The organism is Microcystis aeruginosa LEGE 91341, assembly GCF_015206885.1.
In the GTDB taxonomy this organism is placed as follows: Bacteria; Cyanobacteriota; Cyanobacteriia; order Cyanobacteriales; family Microcystaceae; genus Microcystis; species Microcystis aeruginosa_H.
In genome coordinates, this window is sequence record NZ_JADEXY010000029.1 from 1 (window position 1) to 15,509 (window position 15,509).

Genomic DNA, 15,509 nt, shown 5'->3' on the forward strand with positions numbered 1-15,509 from the left:
CGATTACCCCATCTCCCCAATTCATAATTCATAATTCATAATTCTCACTCCCCTAACCCCTCATCCCCTCTACTAATAACCAATGCTTCCCACCGTTGAGACTTTAATTATTGCCGTCGAAAAAGCCGACTCAGCCAATGGGTTACTAACCGCCGTGGAAAACTTAGCCGCCGCCAAAAGTGAAGCGGCAATACCTACCCTCACCGATGTCCTGAAATATAATAACCCTGGTGCCTCCGTGGCAGCCGTAGATGGTTTAATCGCCATCGGCAAAGCGGCGGTTCCCTATTTACTGGCCAACCTAGACGGTTATAATTATGGGGCGAGAGCTTGGGCAACCCGCGCCCTAGCAGGAATTGGCGATGTGCGAGGATTGGACTTATTACTTGATGCGGCGGTGAGTGATTTTTCCTTTAGCGTGCGGCGAGGGGCGGCTAGGGGCTTAGGAAATATAATTTGGTCTGATTTGGAGGAAAGTCGGGTTTCTGAAGCTCAGAAGGCGGTTTTTACAGCACTGGAGAAACTTTTACAAGGGGATCCAGAGTGGGTGGTTAGATATGCGGCGATCGTCGGATTGCAGGGATTAGGAACTGCAGCGGCGGCATTTCGCGGGGCGATTCGGGAACTTTTAGGACAGATTGGGGAGACAGAAGCGGAAATAGTGGTAAGATTGCGTGCCGATCAAGCTCTGGAACACTTACAATAAGCCTAAGTCACAAAGTAGAAAAACTTATTTCTCTACAGGGAGAAACAATTACACTAACATTCTATGAAATATTGGCAGGAAATTTTAGCGATCGCTCAACGAATTTTAGTGGAATTAATCCGGCGCGGGCGTAGCTTAATCCTCTGGGGCATTTTCCCGATCCTTGTCCTGCTCTTAAATGGCTATATTATGGCAGAAAAAGGCAAAATTGAGCTTGCCGAGGCTATGGCACTGGCTACTCCTCCCACCCTCGTAGGGGCGGCACTTTTCTTTAGTTGTTTGGGGGGAACCGTGGCGACGGTAGTAGCAGAAAGGGAACAACAAACGATTAAACGGTTATTTTTATCGCCTTTAAGCGGTGTTTCCTATTTTATCGGCATTTTTCTCGCCCATTGTGTGATTGCCGCCTGTCAGACGGTTTTAGTTTATTCTATTGCTAAACAGTACGGAGCCAGTTTTAAAGGCTCAATTCCTCTAGAATTATTAATTATTTTTCTTAGTATCACCGCTTATGTGGGTTTAGGATTTATCCTCGGTACTCAACTGGCGAAAAGAACAGAAGATGTTAATGCTTTGGTGGGAACTTTTGGGGTTCCTTTATTAATTTTAGGCGGCGTTTTTCTTCCGACTGCTTTATTTCCCGACAATATTCTATCTCTGGCTAAATATAACCCGATCTACCACATGAATGAAGCTTTAATTGCTGTTTGGGCAAAGGGCGAAAATCTACAAGATATTAGCTCTCATTTTCGCTTTCTCTGTCTTTTTGCCCTAGCTATGGTAGCAGGTGGTTGGCTTACCTATCGACAAATGTTAAACCTTGAACGCCGATTGTAAATCAGTTATCAGTTATCAGTTATCAGTTATCAGTTAGAAAAGGCAAGAGCATTTATTAATTTGTCTTCCCATATCTTCCACTCCCTAATCCTGCCTGCTGCCTCCTGACTATCCTTGTTACTTTATTAAAAATGCTGACTATTAGTAATGTCAAAAAAAATTACGGAAGACGCTTAGTATTAGATCAATTAAACTTTCATATTGAAGCGGGGGAAATTTACGGTTTACTCGGTCCCAATGGTGCGGGAAAAACCACCACTATTAACTTAATTTGTAATTTATTAAAACCCTCATCGGGAGAAATTACCTTTAATTATTTGCCAATTTCCAGAGTTACTAAAGAATTAATTGGGGTTGCACCGCAAGAAAATTTATTGTACAAATCCCTTACTTGTGAGGAAAATCTCAACTTTTTTGCTCAGATTTATGGACTCGATCGCCCCCAGCGTCGTCATCGGATTAAAGCCAGTTTATCGGCAGTAAATTTGCTTGATCGCGCCCGTAGTCCAGTGGAAACTTTAAGCGGTGGAATGCAGCGCCGGATGAATATTGCTGTGGCTATTGTTCATCAGCCAAAATTATTAATTCTTGATGAACCAACTACCGGTTTAGATATCGAATCTCGCTATGAAATTTGGGATTTAATCGGAGAATTACGGCGCCAGGGAATGACAATTTTATTAACTACCCATCTCCTCGATGAAGCACAGCGTCTCTGTCAACGTATTGGAATTTTAAAACAAGGTCGTATTATTGCCGAAGGTAATTTAAATCAGCTGCGTCAGCACATTCCCGCGAAAGAAATTATTATCATGGATACCCAGGATCAAGAGGCGGCCATAAATCGAGGGAAACAGTTAGGATTTACTCCCAAATTTTACGGCAAAGATTTAGCTTTTTGGTTAGATGAACATCTAGAATTAAGCGAGATTATCCAGGCATTCGATGGCATTAATATTGATTCTATCGCCCGTCAGACGGTACAGTTAGAACATATTTATATGGAAATTATGAATCAATTTTAAACCCGTTTTTGAGAATTAAAGTTGATTATCATCATTTTTTCAGTAATTGCCCCCAATTAAGCTAAATCGCCGTTTTTTGCCATCATGATCATCTCTAATTTTTAGGTAGGTTCTATCTAGGGCTTGGTGAATAAATCTAAAAACCTTGTTGGGTAAAACTTTTAGACTTTTTGTCAATCAAAAAGTACCATATCTGGGAATGATCGGCGGGAAAATTCAGATACTTTTTCCCTGAAAATTAGGTAATTGACCCCCTCAAAATCGCTAAAATCCTACACCCCACACCCGTTCGGCTGAGCGTTCGACAAAAGCTCACGCGGCCCGACTGAGCTCGCCGAACGTCCGAATTCTCACTGCCGAGGCCTGCCCCCACGAAAAACTTTTTCAGCAAACCCTATATAAGCTTCTCAGACTACCAATACTTCGGATTTGAGGCATAATTAATTTTTCAAGCAAAAAAAAAATCTAGAAATCAGTTTTTAGGATGGTAAACAAGTTGAATATCGATTTTATTTCTCTTGAATTCCCACTCTTGACCTCTCAGCCTTCTGATCTTCCAGAAATTTTCCTTGTTGCTGGAGAACTATGATACAATGGCATCAAAAAATAGAGGAAAAAATTTTTTATTATGGACAAGGTGTCAACACCAAGCCTATCAATTGTTATTCCGACCCGAGAAGGATTCGCTGACCACTGGTTTAATGCGCTGACCGAGGTCAAGGGAGAAGTAGAATTTATCTTGGTTCATCCACCAGGAGCGCCTAAGTATCCCACGTCCGACTCTAGGGTACAGCAAATAGTCAGTCCCTTGCGGGGAGAAATTATTCAACGTGCCACAGGTTTGATGAATGCTACCGCTCCCTATACATTGACAATTAATTGTGATGAGTATATCAATCCCGACATTTCAGAAATTAGCCGTCAATACTTTTCCCGATTTCCTGATAGTTGGGTGATGAGACTTAGCCGGAAAGATGTTGAATTTGGTAAAAAAGAAATTCTAGAAGCTCCTTGGCTCTCACCAAAACCCATCGAAAAACTAGAAGTTTGTGGTAGGTCTCAAGGTAACTCTAAGCTATACGAACAGGGCAACTACTTATTGGAAATTCCCATTACTCCTATCGATAATAAATTTGATGTAATGTGTATTTTTAGAGGGAGGAGAGATCATCGAGGTCCTCATACAGAAAATTTTGACAAGAAGGTTTGGAAAACTTCTATAGTACAGGAAACCCTGAAGGATCTGGTGGGGTTAATGCCTTTTATGGGTCCGTTTAAGTATATTCCCTTTTGGTGTCTTGATCGAGTTTTAGGACTAGCTATACAAGCGAAGTTTTTTGAGCAAGGAAAAGGCAAAATTATTGGTCATCTCTTACCGCTGCCAGAACAAATTCGTATTGAAAATAATCCACCTGAATATATACGATTCAATCGTTATGGGGTGCTTTCTGAGCTTTACCTAATCAGACGTTTTCCCCAATACGGATATATGTGGAATCTCGTTGTTCCCGACATATTAAATGTGCCGCGACTCTTTATTCGTTCTCGCTTGGGTAAAGAGGTATAAAATATCACTCTATCTTTAATCTGTCAAGGAAGTTGAGTATTAAGACTTGCTTCCTATTTTTTAGCTGTTAACTTTAATTTAGCTTTTTAAATATTTGCCTAATTTTAATTTTCACACCGTTGTAAAATTCTTCAAAAAATAGATTCCAAAAGTAGCCATACTGGGGAAATTGCTTCACTAACAACATCTCCACCAACACTAACAATCGCACTGTTTTTAAGGAATAAGGCCTAACAATATATCTAATTTGACCAGGTTCGGGCATCCAATGACCAATACAAGCACCTGTTTGAAAAAATTTGGCTTGAATATATAGTCCGATTGCCCTATCTAATCCCCAAAGAGGCAACCAAGTTAAAAGTTCCGCCATTCTTGTGCCTTGGAACATTTCTGTGAGAGCTTCTTTAACTGCTGGACTTTTCCAAATTGTATTATTAAAAGGTTCCACATGACTTCCATGAATGTCTCTTCTCTTAGCGTAGGGCCAGAGAGCAACTTTTATATCAAAATGATTTTCTAGAGGGGCAATGGGAACTTCTACCAAATCCTGATGGGAATCCTCTCTTTTTCTTGCAATTCTAAGTTGCTCAAGAGAGGGCAATTGCTGCCAAGGTCTTTTAATTTTTTCTTCATCTAAGTAGTCTATTTTTTCTTTAAACAAACGCAGCATCCAACTCTGAGGAAATTTCTCAAAGTATTCAAGAGTTAGGGATACAACATCCGGATGCACGAAGTCATCATCATCTAAAGCCAGTATATACTGACCAGTGGCGTTCATTAAACCGAAGGCTCTTTGAGGTGTTTCTCCTTTGTAGAGACTGTATAAAATTTTTACTCGTGGGTCAGCTATAAAGGCCGCAGTTGTGCCGGGAGGGTAAACTAAGATAAATTCTATGTTTCCCTGCACGGATACAAGTTGTTGTAACCAATATTCGGAAAAATTTCCGATGGTCGGGCTAACAATAGATAATATCGGTTGATTGAAACTAGCAAGCATTTCTGGTGAATTTATTTAGAAATAATTTGACGATACCAACACAAATTTGCTGAACTTAGGTGACTACCAAGAATCTCTCAAAAAGATACTTTTCAGATGAGAGATGGTAATTCAATTTGACTTTTTTCGTAATCTTGGGGGATACCTATGTCAATAAAATATTCGTCAGAAATAAAGCCATACATAGAAATTTTCTCGCTATAAACTTTGAGAAAGTCGTCCTCAAAAGAAAATTTTGATGGCAGATCAAAGCCAGACAATATTTTTTTCCATACACAATATATGCCGCCATTAATATAGCCCTTATCTTGATATTTTTTGGATTCAAACCCGATAATTTTTTGGTCATCGTCTAGGAGAACATTATTATAACGATCAAAGTTAGTTAGCGGCTTCAGAGCAACAGTTATCAGGGATTTCTTTTGATTATGTAAATTAATTAAGGCGGATAAATTGACATTAAACAAGGTATCGCCGTTGACAATTAATGCTTGTTCGGTTTCAATTTTATTTAGTGCCAACTGGATCGCTCCTCCAGTTCCCAATGGTGTATCTTCTATCAGATAATTTAGCTCGTATTCCTTGTATTGATCGCCAAAATGATCGATAATTTTCTGATGTTCATAGCCCACAGAAACTAAAAATTTGTTGGTAATTTTTTGAGAGATTAGGTAATCTAATAGATATTCTAAAAAAGGCCTGTCGGCAACGGGAGCCATGGGTTTTGGTAAACTGTTGATCACCGACCGTAACCTGGTTCCTAACCCACCCGCCAGAATAATTACATCCATAGATACACCTCAAAAAATTTAATTATTGCCAATCTTTTCAAAACTATTTTTAGGCTTACAGGGATAATCCTGCCCCGTCGATCCTTGGTTTGCTATAATGTCCATGCTTGGGTTCCGTATTTAGTAAAATGAAAATTAATCACTTGGCCTCCTTCTGCTTTCAAAGCTTTTATTACTTCGATTTTCTTGGTAGGATCGACCATAAAGATAATAAAACCACCGCCACCGGCTCCCGATATTTTGCCTGAATAGGCCCCAGTTTCCCTCGCTACCCGATAAATGCGATCAATCTGCGGATTACTAATTAATTTGGATAATTTCTTCTTCGCTTCCCAAGAAGTTCTCAGAATTTCTGCTATGCCCATAAAATCTGATTTAAGCAGTGCTTCTTTAAAGAGAATTGCCTCTTTTTTGAGTTGATGGGTAGCGGCGATCGCTTGCTCATTTTTTTCTTGGACATTCTGAATTTGATCCTCAATTACTTGAGATGAGTAGCGAGAAATGCCTGTATAGTAGAGGATCAGAGAGACTTCCAATTCATTGATCACCCAATTTTTAATCCGCAAAGGATTAACTATGACTCGATCTTGTTCATAAAATTCCATAAAATTAAAACCGCCAAAAGTGGCAGCGTACTGATCTTGCTTGCCCCCTAACCAGCCTAGGTCAATTCGTTCGATCTCGTAGGCTAAATGGGCGATATCATACTCGCCTAGGGGTAATTTTAACAGTTCCACAAAGGCTTTAACTATGGCCACGGCTAGGGTAGAAGAAGAACCCAATCCCGAACCAGCCGGCGCATCGGAAAAGGTGGTGATTTGCAGCGGTAAAGGTTGCCCTTGATTAAAGTCTTTAATCAAACGATTATAGACTGCTTTATGCAGATCGAGAACACCATTATAGGGGAGAGGAAACTGAAGGGTTTCTATTTGTTGTTCTCCTCGATCAGCGGCAACAAAAATGACCTGTTTGTCGGTAATTTCCGTGACTGTACAGTAGGCATAGAGATCGATAGTAGCGTTGAGAACGTAACCCCCATAAAGACTACAGTAAGGCTCGACATCGGTGCCGCCACCACCTAAACCTAATCTTAAAGGAGCTTTGGTTCTGATGATCATGGGTATGCTGTTTAGGTTGATTTTTTGCTAGGAGATTTTAGTTAGGAAAGAGCGCTTCTTCGATCGCTAAACAAATAGTATGGAGAACAAAACCATGACCTTCTTGAATGCGAGGGGTACTGGTACTAGGAATCATCAAACAATAATCGGTTTTTTCCTCTAGAGCTAATCCCTTCGCCCCAGTTAAACCGATGCTAGTGATACCTTTTGCTTGACAAACTTTGAGAGCTTGATGGATATTAGCGGAATTTCCCGAAGTGGAAATACCGATAAATACATCACCCGGATTACCTTCCGCTTCTATCTGGCGGCTAAAAATATATTCGTAACCATAATCGTTGGCGATCGCTGTTAAACTAGCGATGTCGCTGTTGAGGATGCGAACCGGTAAAGACTGTCTTTCTTTCAGAAATCGGCCGTGCAGCTCACCGCCAAAATGGATAGCATCGGCGGCACTGCCTCCATTACCGGCGACTAATACTTTGTGGTTATTGCGATAAGCATTGATACATACTTGGCAAATCTCTTGGATTTTTTCTAGATATTTTGTCTCGGTTAGTAGGTTTTTTTTCAGGTTATAAGCCTCCTCCAATTCAGTCTTGATTAAAATTGACAGAGACGGATCACTCTGGAAACCATCTAATTTTTTGTTTGATTTTTCCACCATCGGCATAGGTTTGATTTTTCCAATTTTTATTAGTTGAATAAATTTAACTCTCAGTCATTCTGTCATTGACATTGAATAGTATTAAAAGATCAGAATCGCTCTCCATTAATTGAGCATAAAACCCCTAGCACGGTAGAATTGATCACGGGACAAGAAAAACAGGCTAATGATAGTTCTAGAAAAACCTAGAGCGATCGAGTTAAAAGAGTGATCTTTTGCCAGTTATTCTGGGAATATACCACAAACGCCCCAACCTTAGCACAATTTGTTTTGTTTGTAAATAAACTTTTGATCTATTCTGGCCGAGACGAGGGATTTCTGAACGGGGGGTTCAACCCTTGCCAGTCTCGGCCTTTTGTTTGGCTGGACAAAAATGTTAACAATTCATGACAATACTGCTGATATAATCAAAAGTCCAAAGGCCTGACGGCGTATAATATGCCCTGATTGCTATACTCTGACATCTAGATAGTAAAGAGAAGCAATTTAGCCGAGAAAACTAGCACAAATCGCGACAATCCCTCGAATTTTGTCTGTCCATCGGTTCAAGCTCTCGTCCCTGACAGAAGAACTGAGAATTCTAGTCCCCGACTCGAAAAAGTCCAACATAATGAATCCTTTCCCCGCAATTTCCGTCAATGACGACGACCTAAAATACCCATCTCCGCCATCTCCGGGCAATTCTGACCAGAAAAGCGAAGATAGAGCGAAAAAGAACAAAGCCTTATTTCTCGATCGAGATGGGGTAGTTATTGACTATATCCCCTACCTGAGCAAACCAGAACAGGTGAGCATTCCCGCCGGGGCAGCGGCTGCCTTAAAACAGTGGCAGGATGCGGGTTATCTGCTGATCATCATTACCAATCAATCGGGACTTGCTAGGGGCTATTTCACTTGGGACGATCTGGCGGCGATTCACGGGCGCATGATTGAGGAATACCGACAATCGGGCGTGCATTTTCACGATCTTGCCATCTGCCCGCACCATCCCGACGAAGGATGTCCCTGCCGCAAACCCTCCCCCTATCTGCTGCTGACAGCCGCCCACCAGTATGGAATCGACTTAGCCGGCTCGTTGTTTATCGGCGATGCGCCCAGCGATCTAGAATGCGCCCTAGAAGCTGGTTGTCAGCCTGTATTGCTCTTAACAGGACGGGGAAAAGTCACCCTTGGGGAGATCGAGAAATACCCAGTTGAGATTCCCGTATATAGCCAACTAAAGGAAACGGTAGAATTATTGTCAAAAACCGCTGCCGAGACAGAATTATGAGAATATTAGTCCTTTCTTGCCATAACTTTCCCTATCCACCTAGTCGCGGGGCAACCGAGGGTAGGACTTTTAACCTGATCAAATGTCTTCATCAAAACCATGATGTCACCCTGTTTGCCCGTCGGGTGGAGAATGTCACAGAAACTCAGATCGAAGAATTAAAAACCTTTACCAATCATCTTGTCTTATTTCCGCCCCAGGAAATTCCCGAACCAGGCAAGGGACTGACAAAACTAATCGGTAAAACAGGGCGCTTTCTGGAGGCAATAGTACAGATGACCCCTGCTAATGTTCTTAGTTATCGTTCGCCGCTCATTCAAAAGCGAATAGATGAATACGTCGAGCAGCAAAAATGTGATGTAATTATCTGCGCTCAGAGTGTCAGCGAGATTTTTGTCCGGCCGGAATACCGTCAGCAAGTCAAAACAGTAGTAGATATTCACAGTTCCGTGTACGGTTGGACACGCAATCATCTAGATAGAGGAGCCTCCGCCTATCCGCTGCGGGATTTTCTCTATCTGCCCCTACTCTATCAGTACGAAAAACGCTATTGTGCCAAGTTTTCGCAGTTGGTGGCTACTACCGATTATGATCGCGAACAATTATTAAAAATCTTCCCGGATGCACGGGTGGATATCGTGCCTAATGGCGTGGATTTAGCCCTGTTTCCCTATCGTCCTCGGGATCCCGGCGGTCATAATTTGGTCTTTGTCGGTGCCATGAGTTCTACCCATAATATCGATGCCGCCCGTTTTTTTGCTTTAGAAGTCCTACCAGTCATTCAACAGCGATATCCCGACACCACTTTAACCCTAGTGGGGGCAAACCCAGCACCAGAAGTTCTCGAACTGGCCAAGTATCCCGGTGTGACAGTGACGGGAACCGTTCCCTCGACAGTGGAATATTTACACCGAGGAACCGTTTGTGTGGTTCCCCTGCGGGTGGGATTGGGAATCAAGACCAAAACCCTAGAATCCATGGCCGCGGGGATTCCGATTGTCGCCAGCGATCGCGGTTTAGAGGGTTTAACGGTGGCAGCCGAGGGAATTGCTACTAGGGCGCTGCGGGCTAATAGTATTGCTGAGTACGTCACAGCGATCTCTAGGTTGTTCGATGATCCTTCTGTGCGAGAACAACTGTCCCATAATGGCCGGGCGATGGTGGAATCGGAGTACACCTGGGAGCGAGCGGGACAAAGGTACGAGGAAATTTTGCGGGACTAAGATTATTCTTAACCGCTGAATTTGACTTGAGACTGTTGGAGAGTTTTACCACCATAAAAATTGATTTTTTGGAGCCTAATCATGAAAGTTTTAATAGTAGGAAATTACGTCAACGATCGGCAGATCAGTATTAATCGTTTTGTCGGTTTAGTGGAGAAAGGACTCAGACAAAAAGGACACGAAATTCGGCGAGTGCAAGCACAGCCTATTTTCGGTCAACTGAAATCCTCTCCCCAGGGAATCGGCAAGTGGTTAGGGTACATCGATAAGTTAATTATTTTCCCAGTGCAGTTACGTCAGCAGCTGGATTGGGCTGACATCGTCTGCATTTGTGATCAAGCTTTATCCTATTTAACTCCCTACCTAAAAGATCGCAAGTATTTTGTCATCTGTCACGATCTGCTGGCCATTCGTTCCGCCCTAGGAGAAATTCCTGAAAATCCCACCAGTTGGACAGGAAAACAGTATCAGGCGATGATTTTGCGAGGATTCAAACAGGCTAAATATGTTGTCTGTTCTTCCGAAGCTACTCGTGCTGATGTTCTCCGTTTAACCAAAATTACCCCCGAACAAACGGAAGTGATCGAGGATTGCTTGAGTGAGGGATACGGTCCGATGACAAGAGAAGCGGCGGTAAATCTAGTGGCCAAATTTAACATTAATAGTGATTGTCCTTGGCTAATTCATGTCGGGGGCGACCAATGGTATAAAAATCGATTGGGATTGCTGAAAATATTCAAGAGGTTAATCACTTTCCCTGGTCTGGAAAATTGCCGATTGATCCTGATGGGAAAACTTTTGCTGCCAGATATGCGAGAATTTGTTAATCAGAATAACTTGTCCGCACAAGTAATCGAATTAGGAACCGTCTCCGATGAGGATCTCCGCGCTTTTTATTGCCTAGCAACTGCTTTAATTTTTCCCTCCTTTCAGGAAGGATTCGGTGTTCCCGTTATTGAAGCTCAATCCTGTGGTTGTCCCGTCTTTACCTCCAATCGTCTCCCCATGACTGTTATCGCTGACGATGCAGCCGTTTACTTTGATCCCACCGAACACGAGGCTGCCGCTACTATTATTGCAGAAAATCTTCTCGCTCCCGATCGCCTAGAACAATTGAGGCAAAAAGGTTTTATCAATGCCACTCGCTTTACTTACGAAAGAATGATCCAATCCTACCACCAGTTATTGCCAAAATTGTAGTCTAGTGGAGTTTAGACTAACTCCCCCCAATCATAAGCTAAGACGCATTTAAACCGCTGATTCTTAGATTAATTGATGTCTGCCATGCCCACGCCCAAATTATCTGGCAATTAGCGATTAATTACGCTACTCTAACTAATATCCCCCCATTAGCCTCGATTTAGAACTGGCTTTTATCCGTCCCCACCTTATCATCGATTTTTTTCCAGAATCTTATGTCTGAAACTATCACTCCCGCTATTAGCGATCGCATCCGTAAACACAGGAACAAAGATCACGGTGATGCCGTGCTTTTCTACTTAGGTCTATCGGCGGTATTATTAAGCTTACATCTACCGGCAGCTGCGCAAAATTGTCGGCCACTTTCTTTATTAGGGGGTGAAGGTAGTGAAGTTACCAAAAGCGTCTCACAACCCACTGTTCCAGGACCCTTTGGTGTCACCATAACTCGTAATAATTGGAATACCGATTGGGCAGTTCCGGGGGGTAGAAGTTTTCAGAGGTTTATCGTTACGGTTTCTGTTCCCCGGGCTGCTTCCTTTGATATCCGGCTGTTTCTCAAGTATAGCGATCAAACTAACGAGGAATTTTTTAATACTAATGGAGTACGAATCGAACCCGATAAACCCTTAACAATTACTGCCACAGTACGGGCAAATGATCAACCTTTCTTAGTCAATCTTTTTGTCAATGGTATTCAGCATATCGGTAATACCTACACCGCTTCTGTTGTCGGTTGTGAACGATAAAATATATAGGGTGTACTGAAAAAGTTTGTTGGTGGGGACTGGGTGTGAGGTTTTAAGCTAAGAGGCATTTTAACCACCTATCCTGAGATTAGCTGAGTCTCTCCCCATCCCTTTACTCTTACCTCTTGTTTCATCTCAACAGGCAATTTAACTGCACGGGCAGCCCCGGCTCTTACTCTCTACCCCGATTGACCATAAGTAGGTAGGCGTTAAAAACTATCAGATGCCCCCCTTATTAAGGGGGGATTAAGGGGGGATCCCCCCGCCTATCGGCACCCCCCTTATCAAGGGGGGCAGGGGGGATCGAACCTAAAATCCATTTTTAATTTAATTATAACCAGCTACTTAAGTGGGACAATTAGAGCAATGCACAATTAAGGATTTTTGTCAAGAAAATAATATTAAACTTATTATTGATACCTGCCATCCTCACGCCCAAATTATCTGGCAATTAGCGATTAATTACGCTACCCTAACTAATATCCCCCCATTTGCCTCGATTTAGAACTGGCTTTTATCTGTCCCCACCTTATCATCGATTTTTTTCCAGAATATTATGTCTGAAACTATCACTGCCGCCATTAGCGATCGCATCTGTAAACACATGAATAAAGATCACGGTGATGCCGTGCTTTTCTACGCTCAAGTTTACGGTAATATTACCGATGCAGAAACTGCTCAAATGCTCTCCATCGATCCCCAAGGCATGGATTTAGCCATAGAAAAATTAGGGGAGAGTCAAACAATTAGAATACCTTTTGAGCGCACCCTAGAATCAGCCAAGGATGCCCATAATATCCTCGTTGAGATGCTAAAAGTTAATCAAACCACCCCTTGACAAAGCTCGATTTTGCGACTATCACCGAAAAAGATCAACCTAGAGAATTAGCCCATGAATCAGGTTAATAGTACGGTAATAAAAATACCCAAGTCTGGCTGGCGCTTACTGCCTTTTTTAGTCTTGGGTGTGCTAGTTTTTGCCTTTAATTCCTCCCTAGAATTAAATTATCTAGTCAAGGGTTATATTACTCTCTTAGAATTACAGGCAGGCATCGTGGTTTTATACTTTCTTTTGGCTAAATTAGGGAAATCTCAAAAATCATGAGAAATAGAACTATAGCGGCTTTACTAGCCTTTTTTCTCGGTAATCTTGGCATCCATAAATTTTATCTAGGGGAGAATTTAGCAGGTATTCTCTATCTACTTTTCTTCTGGACTTTTATCCCCGGCATCATTGCTTTTTTTGAATTTATCGGTTTAATCATCATGTCAGATCAAGCTTTTGATGCTAAATACAATCCTAACTATCTCCCCAACAGTACAGAGCGAAGACTGCCAGAATCAGGTCAGCAAAAAACCGCTACTTTACTCCAGCTTAAAAAACTTTATGATCAGGGAATTATTACTGCTGAAGAATACGAAGAAAAACGCAGAAAATATTTAGATTCTCTTTGAAAAAATATGTCTAATCTATCTCCTCCCCCTCCCGAATCTTCCGAGTGGATATGGCTGTCCTTAGTTCCAGTTTTTGGTGGGCTTGCCATTGCTAATGCTGGCAAAAAAACTAATAATCAAAGTTGGTTATCCGTCGGCATTGCCTTGACAATTATCTCCCTTATTTTCCTTACACAAGAGTCTTTTATCGTAATTTGGTTTGCCCAAATCGGCCTAGGTTTATACATCCGTCAACAGCTTAATTCCCATCCAATGGCTTCGGGAAATACCAACTCTGGACAGTCATTCTCTCCTCTCGAAAAAATTGATATTAACAGTTGTTCCACCAACGATCTGGTTTATAAATTAGGGTTGCCGATTGTCTATGCCAATGATATCGTTTCTGTCCGTAACGAAGGACATATTTTTACCCATTTAGAAGAATTACACTTCCTAGCTGGTTTACCAGAAAATTATCTCAAAAAACTGGAACCTTTGGTTATCTTTGCCTACGATATTCGCCAAGAAGTTGACATTTCTTGGCGTTGTTTAAACTACTACTCCGTTGCGGAATTAGTTAATCTTGGTCTTGACTTTTCCGTGGCTGATAAAATTGTCGCTGAAAGGGAAAAAAACGGGGTCTATCGTTCGGCGATCGAATTGAGAAACCGTACAGGTATTCCCTTAAAATCCTATCAGCAATTGCTTTAATTCGCTTGATTAGAGTTCTTGCATATAGCACTTTTCACGTTACTGAGGTATCGACAAGTTTTGCCAACACCCTTGCCCATGCCCCATTCTGATGAAAACTGCTATAGCAAAAAATGGGTTATTTAGGACGCTTTCAATTTTCAAACTCTTATCGGTCAAGGGTTTCAGCGATTGATTGTCCTAATCACCCCGATCTTTGCTATATAATTAATTTTTGATAGTTAAAAAATGAGAAAAATAGGCATGAAACTGCATAAAATCACTAAATAGAGCATTTAATTGATTAATGCTCATTCTTAATTCTCCTGACTACTGACTACTGGCTCCTGACTCCTAACCCCACCAATAAACTTTTTCAGCAGATCCTAGTTATAGCTTAAATTGCTTTTCTATCAAAGACACGATCCAACTTCTGGGTAAAAAACGGGGTAGATTGACGATAATTTTATTAGCCAATTTACCTGCTACCACGTTGGGGCGTTTATTTGCCAAGGCAGTTAAAGCCTCCTGTACTACCACTTCCGCCGAATCTAACCGGCCGTTTTTGCCCATAAAAGCACTGGGAAATCGGGCCACCTCAAAAAAATTAGATTCCGTCGGACCGGGGCAAAGAGCAAGGATTTCAACGCCTTTGTCTTTATTTTCTGCCCAGAGAGACTCGCTAAAGCTGAGGACAAAAGCTTTTGTCGCCGCATAAACGGAAAGATAGGGCAGCGGTTGAAACCCGGCAATGGAAGCAACATTGATAATTGCCCCCCCAGCACCAGCAAGCATCGGACGGAGAAAATAGTGGCTTAATTCCACCAATACCAGATTATTTAACTGGATCATTTCTAACTGTCGGGCTAAGTCCTGCTCGCTAAAAGCACCATAATCACCAAAACCGGCATTATTTACCAGTAAATCAACGTTGATTCCTTTTTGGTTCACCGTATCATATACCAGCTTTCCTGCACCGGCAACGGTCAGATCTTGGACGATAACTGTCACTTTTACCCCGTATTGTTCCTCTAATTCCGCTGCTAATTGTTCTAGTTTATCCTTAGATCTAGCGACTAAAATTAGCTCCATTTGCCGTTGAGCAAGTTGACGAGCAAAGACGACACCGATACCAGTGGAAGCACCGGTAATGAGGGCTGTTTTCATAGAAGATCAACCAAAAATAGCTCTTTTGCTGGAATCTTACCACAATTACCCTTTCATTTACAGTTCTT

The 15,509-nt window shown here is 41.9% G+C and carries 18 protein-coding genes; 13 read left to right on the plus strand and 5 right to left on the minus strand.

All coding sequences use genetic code 11. The features are described 5' to 3' along the window. Window positions 1-82 precede the first annotated feature (82 nt). From IQ234_RS06430 to IQ234_RS06445, 4 genes are all read left to right on the plus strand, one after another. Entirely contained in the window at window positions 83-706 is a 624-nt protein-coding gene (locus tag IQ234_RS06430; protein ID WP_193956479.1) for a HEAT repeat domain-containing protein, read from the plus strand. Between the two features lie 63 nt (window positions 707-769). Then, entirely contained in the window at window positions 770-1,543 is a 774-nt protein-coding gene (locus tag IQ234_RS06435; RefSeq protein WP_193956480.1) for an ABC transporter permease, read from the plus strand. A gap of 131 nt (window positions 1,544-1,674) precedes the next feature. Beyond that, window positions 1,675-2,568: an ABC transporter ATP-binding protein gene (locus IQ234_RS06440; RefSeq protein WP_193956481.1), complete on the plus strand. Its 894-nt coding sequence runs from the start codon at window positions 1,675-1,677 to the stop codon at window positions 2,566-2,568. A 628-nt stretch (window positions 2,569-3,196) separates the two neighbouring features. Continuing rightward, the gene (locus tag IQ234_RS06445) at window positions 3,197-4,135 is read left to right on the plus strand and encodes a transposase (RefSeq protein WP_193956482.1); all 939 of its coding nucleotides are present in this window, start codon (window positions 3,197-3,199) and stop codon (window positions 4,133-4,135) included. 73 nt (window positions 4,136-4,208) lie between these two features. Here the strand turns inward: IQ234_RS06445 and IQ234_RS06450 are convergent, their stop codons facing one another. The 4 genes from IQ234_RS06450 to IQ234_RS06465 form a co-directional block, all read right to left on the minus strand. Beyond that, on the minus strand, window positions 4,209-5,132 hold the full coding sequence (locus IQ234_RS06450; protein ID WP_193956483.1) for a glycosyltransferase: 924 nt from the start codon (window positions 5,130-5,132) through the stop codon (window positions 4,209-4,211). Between the two features lie 92 nt (window positions 5,133-5,224). Beyond that, a complete protein-coding gene (locus IQ234_RS06455; protein WP_193956484.1) occupies window positions 5,225-5,923 on the minus strand; it encodes a nucleotidyltransferase family protein in 699 nt (232 codons plus the stop codon). Window positions 5,924-6,015: 92 nt separating this feature from the next. Beyond that, entirely contained in the window at window positions 6,016-7,041 is a 1,026-nt protein-coding gene (locus IQ234_RS06460; protein WP_193956485.1) for a dehydrogenase, read from the minus strand. A 37-nt stretch (window positions 7,042-7,078) separates the two neighbouring features. Continuing rightward, window positions 7,079-7,714 (minus strand): D-sedoheptulose-7-phosphate isomerase, encoded by a 636-nt coding sequence (locus IQ234_RS06465; protein ID WP_193956486.1) that lies wholly within the window; start codon window positions 7,712-7,714, stop codon window positions 7,079-7,081. 604 nt (window positions 7,715-8,318) lie between these two features. On the opposite strand from IQ234_RS06465, the gene IQ234_RS06470 reads away from it, so the two are divergent. The 9 genes from IQ234_RS06470 to IQ234_RS06510 all read left to right on the plus strand — a co-directional run bounded on the left by IQ234_RS06470 (window position 8,319) and on the right by IQ234_RS06510 (window position 14,295). Next, window positions 8,319-8,978: a D-glycero-alpha-D-manno-heptose-1,7-bisphosphate 7-phosphatase gene (locus tag IQ234_RS06470; protein WP_193956487.1), complete on the plus strand. Its 660-nt coding sequence runs from the start codon at window positions 8,319-8,321 to the stop codon at window positions 8,976-8,978. Then, window positions 8,975-10,201, plus strand: coding sequence for a glycosyltransferase family 4 protein (locus IQ234_RS06475; protein WP_193956488.1), 1,227 nt, complete (start codon window positions 8,975-8,977; stop codon window positions 10,199-10,201). Before IQ234_RS06470 ends, IQ234_RS06475 begins: the two co-directional genes overlap by 4 nt. An 81-nt stretch (window positions 10,202-10,282) precedes the next feature. Further along, the gene (locus tag IQ234_RS06480; RefSeq protein WP_193956489.1) at window positions 10,283-11,401 is read left to right on the plus strand and encodes a glycosyltransferase family 4 protein; all 1,119 of its coding nucleotides are present in this window, start codon (window positions 10,283-10,285) and stop codon (window positions 11,399-11,401) included. A gap of 215 nt (window positions 11,402-11,616) precedes the next feature. Then, on the plus strand, window positions 11,617-12,150 hold the full coding sequence (locus IQ234_RS06485) for a hypothetical protein (protein WP_193956490.1): 534 nt from the start codon (window positions 11,617-11,619) through the stop codon (window positions 12,148-12,150). Between the two features lie 349 nt (window positions 12,151-12,499). After that, window positions 12,500-12,655 (plus strand): precorrin-6A/cobalt-precorrin-6A reductase, encoded by a 156-nt coding sequence (locus tag IQ234_RS21725; protein ID WP_193956491.1) that lies wholly within the window; start codon window positions 12,500-12,502, stop codon window positions 12,653-12,655. A gap of 51 nt (window positions 12,656-12,706) precedes the next feature. Further along, window positions 12,707-12,988 (plus strand): DUF2470 domain-containing protein, encoded by a 282-nt coding sequence (locus IQ234_RS06495; protein WP_193956492.1) that lies wholly within the window; start codon window positions 12,707-12,709, stop codon window positions 12,986-12,988. 54 nt (window positions 12,989-13,042) lie between these two features. Beyond that, window positions 13,043-13,255, plus strand: coding sequence for a hypothetical protein (locus IQ234_RS06500; protein WP_193956493.1), 213 nt, complete (start codon window positions 13,043-13,045; stop codon window positions 13,253-13,255). Further along, on the plus strand, window positions 13,252-13,605 hold the full coding sequence (locus IQ234_RS06505) for an NINE protein (RefSeq protein WP_193956494.1): 354 nt from the start codon (window positions 13,252-13,254) through the stop codon (window positions 13,603-13,605). Before IQ234_RS06500 ends, IQ234_RS06505 begins: the two co-directional genes overlap by 4 nt. Window positions 13,606-13,611: 6 nt before the next feature. Then, window positions 13,612-14,295 (plus strand): helix-hairpin-helix domain-containing protein, encoded by a 684-nt coding sequence (locus tag IQ234_RS06510; RefSeq protein WP_193956495.1) that lies wholly within the window; start codon window positions 13,612-13,614, stop codon window positions 14,293-14,295. Window positions 14,296-14,664: 369 nt separating this feature from the next. Here IQ234_RS06510 and IQ234_RS06515 read toward each other — a convergent pair whose 3' ends face one another. Continuing rightward, on the minus strand, window positions 14,665-15,441 hold the full coding sequence (locus IQ234_RS06515; protein WP_193956496.1) for an SDR family NAD(P)-dependent oxidoreductase: 777 nt from the start codon (window positions 15,439-15,441) through the stop codon (window positions 14,665-14,667). Window positions 15,442-15,509 lie beyond the last annotated feature (68 nt).

Coding starts and splice junctions, on each gene's coding strand:
- IQ234_RS06430 (WP_193956479.1), top strand. CDS start 83: ATGCTTCCCACCGTTGAGACTTTAATTATTGCCGTCGAAAAAGCCGAC.
- IQ234_RS06435 (WP_193956480.1), top strand. CDS start 770: ATGAAATATTGGCAGGAAATTTTAGCGATCGCTCAACGAATTTTAGTG.
- IQ234_RS06440 (WP_193956481.1), top strand. CDS start 1,675: ATGCTGACTATTAGTAATGTCAAAAAAAATTACGGAAGACGCTTAGTA.
- IQ234_RS06445 (WP_193956482.1), top strand. CDS start 3,197: ATGGACAAGGTGTCAACACCAAGCCTATCAATTGTTATTCCGACCCGA.
- IQ234_RS06450 (WP_193956483.1), bottom strand. CDS start 5,132: ATGCTTGCTAGTTTCAATCAACCGATATTATCTATTGTTAGCCCGACC.
- IQ234_RS06455 (WP_193956484.1), bottom strand. CDS start 5,923: ATGGATGTAATTATTCTGGCGGGTGGGTTAGGAACCAGGTTACGGTCG.
- IQ234_RS06460 (WP_193956485.1), bottom strand. CDS start 7,041: ATGATCATCAGAACCAAAGCTCCTTTAAGATTAGGTTTAGGTGGTGGC.
- IQ234_RS06465 (WP_193956486.1), bottom strand. CDS start 7,714: ATGCCGATGGTGGAAAAATCAAACAAAAAATTAGATGGTTTCCAGAGT.
- IQ234_RS06470 (WP_193956487.1), top strand. CDS start 8,319: ATGAATCCTTTCCCCGCAATTTCCGTCAATGACGACGACCTAAAATAC.
- IQ234_RS06475 (WP_193956488.1), top strand. CDS start 8,975: ATGAGAATATTAGTCCTTTCTTGCCATAACTTTCCCTATCCACCTAGT.
- IQ234_RS06480 (WP_193956489.1), top strand. CDS start 10,283: ATGAAAGTTTTAATAGTAGGAAATTACGTCAACGATCGGCAGATCAGT.
- IQ234_RS06485 (WP_193956490.1), top strand. CDS start 11,617: ATGTCTGAAACTATCACTCCCGCTATTAGCGATCGCATCCGTAAACAC.
- IQ234_RS06495 (WP_193956492.1), top strand. CDS start 12,707: ATGTCTGAAACTATCACTGCCGCCATTAGCGATCGCATCTGTAAACAC.
- IQ234_RS06500 (WP_193956493.1), top strand. CDS start 13,043: ATGAATCAGGTTAATAGTACGGTAATAAAAATACCCAAGTCTGGCTGG.
- IQ234_RS06505 (WP_193956494.1), top strand. CDS start 13,252: ATGAGAAATAGAACTATAGCGGCTTTACTAGCCTTTTTTCTCGGTAAT.
- IQ234_RS06510 (WP_193956495.1), top strand. CDS start 13,612: ATGTCTAATCTATCTCCTCCCCCTCCCGAATCTTCCGAGTGGATATGG.
- IQ234_RS06515 (WP_193956496.1), bottom strand. CDS start 15,441: ATGAAAACAGCCCTCATTACCGGTGCTTCCACTGGTATCGGTGTCGTC.